The following is a 9005-nucleotide window of genomic DNA, read 5'->3' as shown; positions in this document are numbered from 1 at the left end:
TAATATATGTCGCTCCCCTTGCTTCGCCGCTGACCATGGCGCCTACCTCGACCATTCCCCCGGCCCGCGCGGCCGCGCAGGCCGCCGGCCTGGACGAACTGGCGGCGCTGGTGGCCCGCCACGCCCGCGAGGACGGCCTGCTCCAGACAGCCATCGACGGGCTGCAATTCTTTCGCTCTTCGCAGCCCAGCGAGCTGTGCTTCGCGGTGTACCGGCCGTCGCTGGCGCTGCTGGTGCAAGGCGCCAAGCGCGTGGAGGTGGGCGAGGACGTCTACGAATACAGCGCCTCGCACTATCTGCTGACCTCGATCGACCTGCCGGTGGCCTCGCGCATCACCCTGGCCAGCCCCGGCACCCCATATCTATGTTTCCTGCTGGACGTGGACCGGCGCAGCGTGGCCGACCTACTGCTCGAGACCCGCTTGCCGCCCCCGGCCGATGCCGCCCCGGGACGCGCCCTGTCGGTCGCCCGGCTCGATGCACCGCTGCTGGACGCCGCCCTGCGGCTGGCCCGGCTGCTGGATGCGCCCCACGACATCCCGGTGCTGGCGCCATTGGTGCGCCGCGAAATCGCCTACCGCCTGCTCACCGGCGAACTGGGCGGACGGCTGCGGCACATCGCGCGCGACGAGGGGCCGGCCCACCAGGTGCGGCAGGCGATCGAATGGTTGAAAGCCCACTTCGACCGCCCGCTGCGCATCGAGCAACTGGCGCAGTCAGTGAACATGAGCACCTCCTCCCTGCACCACCACTTCAAGGCGGTCACCGCGATGAGCCCGCTGCAGTACCAGAAGCAGCTGCGCCTGCAGGAGGCCCGCCGCTTGCTGCTGGCCGGGCTGGCCGACGCCGGCACGGCGGCGCGCCAGGTCGGCTACGAAAGTGCCTCGCAGTTCAGCCGCGAGTACAGCCGGCAATACGGCGCGCCGCCGCTGCGCGACGTGGCCCGCCTGCGCAGCGCCGCGCCGGCCCCCGCCGCGGCGCCGCTGGCGCTGGCCGGCGGCGCCTGAGCCCGCCGCCGGTGAACGAATCGGCGGGCTGGCTGGTCTATCATGGATATCTCACCCGCATCAAGGAGTCTCCATGATCCGCAAGCTGATTCCCCTCCTCCTCGTCGCCGGCCTGACCGCCTGCGCCACCTCTGGAACCCAGCGCGCCGCCTCCGATGCCCCGGCGGCCGACAGCGCCGCCGCACCCTCCGGCGGCAGCGCAACCGGCCCCGGCTGCGACGCCCAGCCCGTCCAGGACCTGGCCGGCACCAAGTACAGCGAGTCGGTCGCCGACGATGCCCGCGCGCGCTCGCACTCCAGCCACCTGCGCGTCATGCGGCCCGGCCAGGTCATGACCATGGAATACAACCCCGACCGCCTGAACCTCATCCTGGACGGCGGCGAAACCATCACCGCGCTGCGCTGCGGCTGACGCACGACGGCGAATTCGGGCGCAAGCACCGGAGTGCGCCCGGCAGCGGGCGGCCTACACTGGCGCAATGCCCGACACCCGCCCCCACACCAACCCCGCCGCGCGCCCCGACCCGCCAGGCGCGCGGGTCGGCCCGCTCGACTGGCCGCCACTGGAAAACGCCCTCGACCAGGACGGCCACGCCGTCATCCCCGGACTGCTGCGGGCCGACGAATGCGAGGCCCTGGCCGCGGGCTACGGCGACGCGGCCCGCTACCGCAGCCGCGTCGTCATGAGCCGGCACGGCTTTGGCCGCGGCGAATACCAGTACTACGCCTATCCCTTGCCCGACATCCTGGCGCAGTTGCGCGCGGCGCTCTACCCGCGCCTGGCGCCGCTGGCCAACCGCTGGAACGAAGCCATGGGGATCGACACGCGCTACCCGGCGGACCACGCCGCGTTCCTGGCGCGCTGCCACGCCGCCGGCCAGCGGCGCCCCACCCCGCTGATCCTGGCCTACGGCCCGGGCGACTACAACTGCCTGCACCAGGACCTGTACGGCGAACACGTGTTCCCGCTGCAGGTCGCCATCCTGCTGTCCGAGCCGGGGCGCGATTTCACCGGCGGCGAATTCGTGCTGACCACACAGCGCCCGCGCATGCAGTCCAGCGTGGAGGTCGTGCCCCTGCGCCAGGGCGACGCCGTGGTCTTCGCCGTGCACCACCGGCCGGTGCAGGGCACGCGCGGCTACTATCGGGTCAATCAGCGGCACGGCGTCAGCCGCGTGCGCTCGGGGCGGCGCTACACGGTGGGCATCATCTTTCATGACGCGCAATAGCAGCCGGCGGCCGCGCATGGGTCTGGGATCCGTCGCGCAACCGCGCCACGCCTGGGCATCAGGCGGCGCGGCATGTCCGGCTTTTGACGCGTGACCGGGCAGTAGGACGTCCTGAGCGAGGCTGGCAGCGGCGGCATGCGACGGTCCGCTGAGCCATTGGGGAACGGCGTATGTAGGTGTCAGACACCCCTTGCGGCAGTCCCGCCTACCCGCGCCATCCCGGCAGGGGTGTCTGACACCTGTTAGATCGGCACAAAGGTATCCAATGCCGACATATCCGAGATCCTGCGAGCCCAGGCGTGCCGGTGGGGCCTGGGCGGCCAGTTGGAGCGAGGGCAGCCCCCGCAGGGGGCCGAGGGCGCCTGGTGGCGCGCCCGAGCCGAGCGACGTGGCCGACCAGGCCCCACCGGCACGCCCGGGCGCCTAAAGAACTCATCCATCGACGCGCCACATGACAACAGCGGGCAACCCGGCTCCCCGCCGTGGCCGCCAAACCCGCCCTCAAGTCCCATTGCGCGCCTCGGCCAGCGCCACCGTCAGGTGCATCACCTTCTTCTTCAGCGCATCGCGTTCTTCCGTCAGCGCCGCCACCAGCCGGCGCAAGCGCGCGACCTCGGCGGGATAGTCGGCCACCGGTTCGGCGCCGGCCGCGTCCTCCGCGGGTGGCGCGTCGGCGTCCGGCGCGCGCGCCGCCGCCTTCGCCTCGCGCGCCTGCCGCGCCAGTTCGCGCAAGGCCTTGCGGCCTTCCGCGGCGGCCGCCACCTGCCGCTCGGCGGGTAGCGCGGCCACGGCCGCGGCGGCGTTGATGGAGATCTCGCCCGCCTTCACCGCCCGCACCAATTCCGGCGCCGCCGCCTTGTGGATTTTCTCGATCTGCCCCAGCGTATTGCTGCTGACGCGGGCCGCCCGCGCCAGCGCCTGGCGGCTCAGCGCCACCGGCGGCTGTGCCTCGGCCGGCGCGGCAGCCGCCTCGCCCTGCCCGGCTGCCTCCGCACTTGCCTGCGCGCTCGCCCGCGCCTGCAGGATTTCTTTCTTGCGCAACGCCAGCACGCCGCGCTGGAAGTCCGATACACTGCGCCGGCCCAAGTGATTTTCGATCATCCAGAGCCGTACGTCATCCAGTGAAGTAAAGCGGGTATTCTGGACGGTCTTGAATTCGATGCCATGCTTGCGGCACAGTTCGTAGCGATTGTGCCCGTCGACCAGCACATCGCCCCACAGCACCAGCGCATCGCGGCAGCCCTCGGCCAGCAGGCTGCGCTCCAGCGCGGCGTATTCGTCGGGGGTCAGCGGGTCTATATAAGTTCGCAGTTCTTCATTAATCTGGATGGTCATCGTGACGGCTCGTTCGTGATTCAGCGACGCGCGCCCGCCATTACACCACCGGCCCGCCGCCATTGGCCACCCGTGCCGCGCGGCCCGACTACAGAGGAGAATCCATCATGCCCCAGCTCTGCCCCTACCTGAGTTTCGACGGCCAGTGCGCCGAGGCCATGCGTTTCTACGAGCGCACCCTGGGCGGGCGCGTCGAGGCCATGGTGCCCTACAGCCAGGCGCCGGCCGGCACCGAAGTGCCCGCCGGCATGGCCGAGCGCATCATGCACGCGCGCCTCAGCCTGGACGGCCAGACCCTGATGGCCTCCGATATCGCCGGCGAGCAGCCCTATCAAGGCCAGCAGGGCGTCTCGCTGGCGCTGGTCTTTCCCACCGTGTCGGACGCGACGCGCGTATTCAACAGCCTGGCCGAAGGCGGCACGATCACCATGCCGCTGCAAAAGACCTTCTGGGCCGAGGCCTTCGGCGCCCTGACCGACCGCTACGGCACCTCGTGGCTGATCAACGGCGGGCAGATAGCCGGCTGAACCGGCCCTGCCGCAACAAACAACGGAGCTTCCCGCATGCAGCATAATCTCCAAGACAGGCAACGCTGGCTGGCGCTGATGGTACTGTGCCTCGGCGTGCTGATGATCGTCCTGGACACCACCATCGTCAACGTGGCGCTGCCGTCCATCCGCGCCGACCTGCAATTTTCCGAAACCGCGCTGGTGTGGGTGGTCAACGCCTACATGCTGACCTTCGGCGGCTTCCTGCTGCTAGGCGGGCGGCTGGGCGACCTGTACGGCCACCGCCGCATGTTCCTGGCCGGCATCAGCCTGTTCACCGTGGCCTCGCTGGCCTGTGGCGTGGCGGGCAGCCAGGCCACGCTGGTGGCCGCGCGGGCGGTGCAGGGGCTGGGCGGCGCGGTGGTGTCGGCGGTCTCGCTGTCGCTCATCATGAACCTGTTCTCCGAGCCTGCCGAGCGCGCCAAGGCCATGGGCGTATACGGCTTCGTCTGTGCCGGCGGCGGCAGCGTCGGCGTGCTGCTGGGCGGGCTGCTGACCAGCGTGCTGAGCTGGCACTGGATTTTCCTGGTGAACCTGCCGATCGGCGCGGCGGTATTCGGCCTGTGCCGGGTCCTGCTGCCTGGCGGCCGGCCGCCGGCCTCGGGCACCCGGCTGGACGTGGCGGGCGCCTGTACCGTCACGCTGTCGCTGATGCTGGCCGTCTACGCCGTGGTCAACGGCAACGAGGCGGGCTGGACCTCGACCCAGTCGCTCGGGCTGCTCATCGTGGCGGCCATCCTGCTGGCGGCGTTCCTGGCCATCGAGTCGCGCGCCGAGGCGCCCCTCATGCCGCTCGGGCTGTTCCGCCTGCGCAACCTGGCCACCGCCAACGTGGTCGGCGTGCTGTGGGCCGGCGCCATGTTCGCCTGGTTCTTCATCTCGGCCCTCTACATGCAACTGGTGCTGGGCTACAGCGCCATGCAGGTCGGGCTGGCCTTCCTGCCCGGCAACCTGGTCATGGCCGTATGCTCGCTGGGCGTGTCGGCGCGGCTGGTCATGCGCTTCGGCATCCGCGCGCCGCTGGCCGCGGGCCTGGCCGTCGCGGCGCTCGGGCTGTTCCTGTTCTCGCAGGCCCCCATCGACGGCAGCTTTGCGCTGCACATCCTGCCCGGCATGCTGCTGCTGGGGCTGGGCGCCGGCATCGCCTTCAACCCGCTGCTGCTGGCGGCCATGAACGACGTGCCGCCGCATGAATCAGGCCTGGCCTCCGGCGTGGTCAACACCGCCTTCATGATGGGCGGCGCGCTGGGGCTGGCGATACTGGCCAGCCTGGCGGCCGCGCGCACCGGCAGCCTGGCCGCGGCCGGCGCCATATTGCCCGAGGCGCTCAATGGCGGCTATCGCCTGGCCTTCCTGCTGGGCGCCCTCTGCGCGGCGGCGGCCGCCCTGCTGGGCGGACTGCTGCTGCGCAACGCCACGCCGGCCCCGCGCCACGCGCAACCATCCGGTGGTACGCTTGCCAAACCCGTTCATCAGGAAGACTCGCCATGAACTCTCCCGCCACGCTCTCCGACGAGCTGTTCGCCCAATTGCAGGGCGCGCCCATCCAGCAGATTTCCCAGCAACTCGGCACCGACGCCGCCCAGACCCGCGAGGCGGTCGGCGCGGCGCTGCCGATGCTGTTGGGCTCGCTGGGACAGAACGCCTCCCAGCCGCAGGGCGCCGAAGCACTGTTCGGCGCCCTGCAGCGCGACCATGCCGGCGGCGGCGCCGATCTCGGCGGCTTGCTGGGCTCGCTGCTGGGCGGCGGCGCCGGGGCCGGCGCCGGCCAGGCCGATGGCGCCAGCATCCTGGGCCACATTTTCGGCGGCAACCAGCAGCGCGCCGAAGACAGCCTGGGCCAGGCCACCGGGCTGGGCGGCAACAATGCCGCCAACCTGCTGAAGATGCTGGCTCCCATCGTCATGGCCTTCCTGGCGCAGCGCATGCAGGGCAACGGCATGGACGCCGGCGGGCTCGGCGCCGCGCTGGGCCAGGAACGCGACGCGGCGCGCCAGCAAGGCGGCCTGGGCGGCGGCCTGCTGGGCTCGCTGCTCGACCAGGACGGCGACGGCCAGGTCGGCCTGAACGACCTGTTCAAGATGGGCAGCGGCCTGCTCAACGGCCGCCGCTGAACCGCATGGCGCCGTGCCGCGCGCGGCGCCGGACTACCTCCCCGGCCAGCGCGGCCGGCCGCCGGGCATATCAGGACGCCGGCGCCTGTCCATCCAGGCGGCCCGGCGCACCGGGCGGTTGAGTGCCGGACGGGTCGCTCGCCGCGGCGCCATGCGCCGCCAGGGCCTGCGCCAAGGTGTCGAACAGGCCGTCGGGCCCCACCAGGTCGGCCACCATGGCTTTCTGCAGCTTGCCCCGCACCCGCGCGTTGGCCTCCACCAGCGCCACCCGCACCCCGCGCCGCTGCAGGCGCACGATGACGTCCTCCAGCACTTGCAGCCCGGTCACATCGACAAAGGGCACGCGGCGCAGGCGAATCACCAGCAGGCGCGGATCGCTGTGGGTGCACGCCAGGGCATGCTCGAAATTCTCCACCGCGGCAAAGAACAGCGGCCCTTCGACCGTGTAGACCAGCACGCCCTCGGGCAGGTCCGCCACGCCGCTGCCGGCCAGTTCGCGGCGCAGCTCGTCGCCCTCGACCTGTTGCACGCCGACGCTGGCCGCCATGCGCCGCAGGAAATGCAGCGTGGCCAGGATCACGCCGATGTTCACCGCCACCACCAGGTCGGCGAAAACCGTCAGGCAGAACGTGACCAGCAGGATCACCACGTCGGCGCGCGGCGCGCGGCGCAGCATCTTGGCGAAATGCCGCAGGTCGCTCATGTTCCAGGCTACCACGAACAAGATCGCCGCCAGCGCCGCCAGCGGCACGTTCTCGGCCAGCGGCGCCAGCAGCACCACGATGGCCACCAGCGTCACGGCGTGCACGATGCCGGCCAGCGGGCTGGAGCCGCCATTGCGGATGTTGGTCGCGGTGCGGGCAATGGCGCCGGTGGCGGCGATGCCGCCGAACAGCGGCGCCGCGATATTGGCGATGCCCTGGCCGATCAGCTCCTGGTTGGAATCGTGGCGGGTGCCGGCCATGCCGTCGGCCACCACGGCCGACAGCAGCGACTCGATGGCGCCCAGCATGGCAATGGCGAATGCCGGGCCGATCAGTTCGATGACACGGGCCAGGCTCAGCTCGGGCCACTGCCAGTGGGGCAGCCCCTGCGGCACGCCGCCGAACGCCGAGCCGATGGTGGCCACGCCGTCGAACTGGCAGGCCGCCTGCAGCGCCGTCGCCGCCACCAGCGCCACCAGCGGCCCGGGGACGCGTCGCAGGTAGGGAACGCGGGCCGACAGTACCAGCAGGGCCAGGCTCAGGATGGCAAGCGCGGTGGTGGCGGGATGCAGGTGCGGCAGGGCCTGCAGCAGTTGCCACAGCTTTTCGTGGAAGTGGGCGGCGCTCACGCCCGGCAACCCGAAGAAATCCTTCCACTGGCCCACCCAGATGATGACGCCGATGCCGGCGGTAAAACCGACGATGACCGGCGCCGGAATGAACTTGATCACCGCGCCCATGCGACCGACGCCCAGCAGCAACAGGATCACGCCGGCCATCAGGGTGGCGAGCTGCAGGCCGGCCACGCCATGCTCGGCGACCACGCCGGCCAGGATGACGATGAACGCCCCGGTCGGGCCGGCGATCTGCAGGCGGCTGCCCCCGAACACCGCCACCGCCAGCCCCGCCACGATGGAGGTATACAGGCCCTGCTCCGGCTTGACGCCGGACGCGATGGCGAAGGCCATGGCCAGCGGCAGCGCGACCACGCCGACGATGACGCCCGAGACAATGTTCGGCAGCCAGTATTGGCGCCCCAACAGGCCGGCCCGGCGGGCCTCGATCAAAGCAATCACGACGATCAACTCCAAGGCCGCCGCCGGCCCGGCCGGCGGCGCTGCCGAATGAAAGCGCTTAGCCCAGCGCCGTATCCAGGAACATCATCACGGCGAAACCCGCCATCAGGCCGACGGTGGCGGGCGTCTGGTGGCCATTGCGGTGGGTTTCCGGAATGACTTCGTGCGACACCACGAAAATCATGGCGCCGGCCGCCAGCCCCAGGCTGACCGGATAGGCGAGCGCCAGGCCGCTGGACATGCCCAGCCCGACCAGCGCCCCCAGCGGCTCCATCAGGCCCGACGCGACCGCCACCAGCGATGCGCGCAAGGGCGACAAGCCGGTGGCGCGCAGCGCCATGGCCACCGCCAGGCCCTCGGGAATGTCCTGGATGGAAATGGCGGAAGCCAGCGGAATGCCGACCTGCATGTCGCCGTTGGCGAACCCCACCCCGATGGCCATGCCCTCCGGCAGGTTGTGCAGGGTGATGGCCAGCACGAACAGCCACACCCGGTTGACGCGCTCGGCCTCGGGCCCGCAAGGGCCGGTGCTGTCATGCTCGTGCGGCGTGAAGGCGTCCAGGCCCAGCATCAGCAGCACTCCCAGCGCCAGCCCCAGCACCACCACGCCGGCCGCCGCCGGCCCGGCCCCTACCAGCGCCTGCGCGGCCTCGAGCCCGGGCAGGATCAGCGAAAAGGCGCTGGCCGCCAGCATCATGCCGGCCGCGAAGCCCAGCATGGTGTCCTGGGTGCGGGCATGGATGGTGCGCAGGAAGATGGCCGCCAGCGCGCCGGCCGCGGTGGCCGCGAAGCCGGCCGTGCCGCCCAGGAAGGCGTAGCCGATGTAGTTGCGCTCGACCCCGGTCAGGCCGTGATACAGGCCGGTGGCGAGCAGCCACAGCACGGCCAGGGTGGCCGCCGCCAGGCCCACGGCCACCAGTGGGCGAGACTGCGCCTGGGCCCGCCAGGCGGCGCGCCAGTCGCGCGCGACGATTTGGGTGTCGTTCATGGGA

At 71.3% G+C, this 9005-nt stretch carries 9 protein-coding genes; 6 read left to right on the top strand and 3 right to left on the bottom strand.

Going from position 1 to position 9005, the window contains the following annotated elements; genetic code table 11:
• Positions 1-35 precede the first annotated feature (35 nt).
• From ACKTT0_RS18480 to ACKTT0_RS18470, 3 genes are all read left to right on the top strand, one after another.
• Positions 36-1007: an AraC family transcriptional regulator gene (locus ACKTT0_RS18480; RefSeq protein ID WP_407851245.1), complete on the top strand. Its 972-nt coding sequence runs from the start codon at positions 36-38 to the stop codon at positions 1005-1007.
• A gap of 73 nt (positions 1008-1080) precedes the next feature.
• Positions 1081-1419 (top strand): I78 family peptidase inhibitor, encoded by a 339-nt coding sequence (locus tag ACKTT0_RS18475; RefSeq protein WP_407851244.1) that lies wholly within the window; start codon positions 1081-1083, stop codon positions 1417-1419.
• A 67-nt stretch (positions 1420-1486) separates the two neighbouring features.
• Entirely contained in the window at positions 1487-2236 is a 750-nt protein-coding gene (locus ACKTT0_RS18470) for a 2OG-Fe(II) oxygenase (protein ID WP_407851243.1), read from the top strand.
• 501 nt (positions 2237-2737) lie between these two features.
• On the opposite strand, the gene ACKTT0_RS18465 is transcribed toward ACKTT0_RS18470, so the two are convergent.
• On the bottom strand, positions 2738-3571 hold the full coding sequence (locus ACKTT0_RS18465) for a ParB N-terminal domain-containing protein (RefSeq protein ID WP_407851242.1): 834 nt from the start codon (positions 3569-3571) through the stop codon (positions 2738-2740).
• A gap of 107 nt (positions 3572-3678) precedes the next feature.
• On the opposite strand from ACKTT0_RS18465, the gene ACKTT0_RS18460 reads away from it, so the two are divergent.
• From ACKTT0_RS18460 to ACKTT0_RS18450, 3 genes are read left to right on the top strand one after another with little or no spacing between them, the layout of a single operon-like run.
• Positions 3679-4098 carry a VOC family protein gene (locus tag ACKTT0_RS18460; RefSeq protein WP_028353310.1) on the top strand — a complete coding sequence of 140 codons (420 nt, stop codon included), beginning with the start codon at positions 3679-3681 and terminating at the stop codon, positions 4096-4098.
• A 36-nt stretch (positions 4099-4134) separates the two neighbouring features.
• The gene (locus ACKTT0_RS18455) at positions 4135-5610 is read left to right on the top strand and encodes a DHA2 family efflux MFS transporter permease subunit (protein WP_407851241.1); all 1476 of its coding nucleotides are present in this window, start codon (positions 4135-4137) and stop codon (positions 5608-5610) included.
• Positions 5607-6233, top strand: a complete 627-nt coding sequence (locus ACKTT0_RS18450) for a DUF937 domain-containing protein (protein WP_407851240.1) — start codon at positions 5607-5609, stop codon at positions 6231-6233. Before ACKTT0_RS18455 ends, ACKTT0_RS18450 begins: the two co-directional genes overlap by 4 nt.
• Positions 6234-6303: 70 nt before the next feature.
• Here ACKTT0_RS18450 and ACKTT0_RS18445 read toward each other — a convergent pair whose 3' ends face one another.
• Both ACKTT0_RS18445 and ACKTT0_RS18440 read right to left on the bottom strand, forming a co-directional pair.
• On the bottom strand, positions 6304-8013 hold the full coding sequence (locus tag ACKTT0_RS18445; RefSeq protein WP_407851239.1) for a SulP family inorganic anion transporter: 1710 nt from the start codon (positions 8011-8013) through the stop codon (positions 6304-6306).
• A 58-nt stretch (positions 8014-8071) separates the two neighbouring features.
• Positions 8072-9001, bottom strand: a complete 930-nt coding sequence (locus tag ACKTT0_RS18440) for a ZIP family metal transporter (RefSeq protein WP_407851238.1) — start codon at positions 8999-9001, stop codon at positions 8072-8074.
• Positions 9002-9005: the final 4 nt, after the last annotated feature.

Source organism: Bordetella saccharivorans (assembly GCF_045862855.1).
Taxonomy (GTDB): domain Bacteria; phylum Pseudomonadota; class Gammaproteobacteria; order Burkholderiales; family Burkholderiaceae_B; genus Bordetella_A; species Bordetella_A petrii_F.
Note: the sequence above shows the minus strand (reverse complement) of the source record. Positions and strands in the feature narration are given on the sequence as shown.

What these genes read in the sequence shown, in the direction of transcription:
- ACKTT0_RS18480 (WP_407851245.1), top strand. Translation starts at nt 36, where the DNA reads ATGGCGCCTACCTCGACCATTCCCCCGGCCCGCGCGGCCGCGCAGGCC.
- ACKTT0_RS18470 (WP_407851243.1), top strand. Translation starts at nt 1,487, where the DNA reads ATGCCCGACACCCGCCCCCACACCAACCCCGCCGCGCGCCCCGACCCG.
- ACKTT0_RS18455 (WP_407851241.1), top strand. Translation starts at nt 4,135, where the DNA reads ATGCAGCATAATCTCCAAGACAGGCAACGCTGGCTGGCGCTGATGGTA.
- ACKTT0_RS18475 (WP_407851244.1), top strand. Translation starts at nt 1,081, where the DNA reads ATGATCCGCAAGCTGATTCCCCTCCTCCTCGTCGCCGGCCTGACCGCC.
- ACKTT0_RS18440 (WP_407851238.1), bottom strand. Translation starts at nt 9,001, where the DNA reads ATGAACGACACCCAAATCGTCGCGCGCGACTGGCGCGCCGCCTGGCGG.
- ACKTT0_RS18450 (WP_407851240.1), top strand. Translation starts at nt 5,607, where the DNA reads ATGAACTCTCCCGCCACGCTCTCCGACGAGCTGTTCGCCCAATTGCAG.
- ACKTT0_RS18465 (WP_407851242.1), bottom strand. Translation starts at nt 3,571, where the DNA reads ATGACCATCCAGATTAATGAAGAACTGCGAACTTATATAGACCCGCTG.
- ACKTT0_RS18460 (WP_028353310.1), top strand. Translation starts at nt 3,679, where the DNA reads ATGCCCCAGCTCTGCCCCTACCTGAGTTTCGACGGCCAGTGCGCCGAG.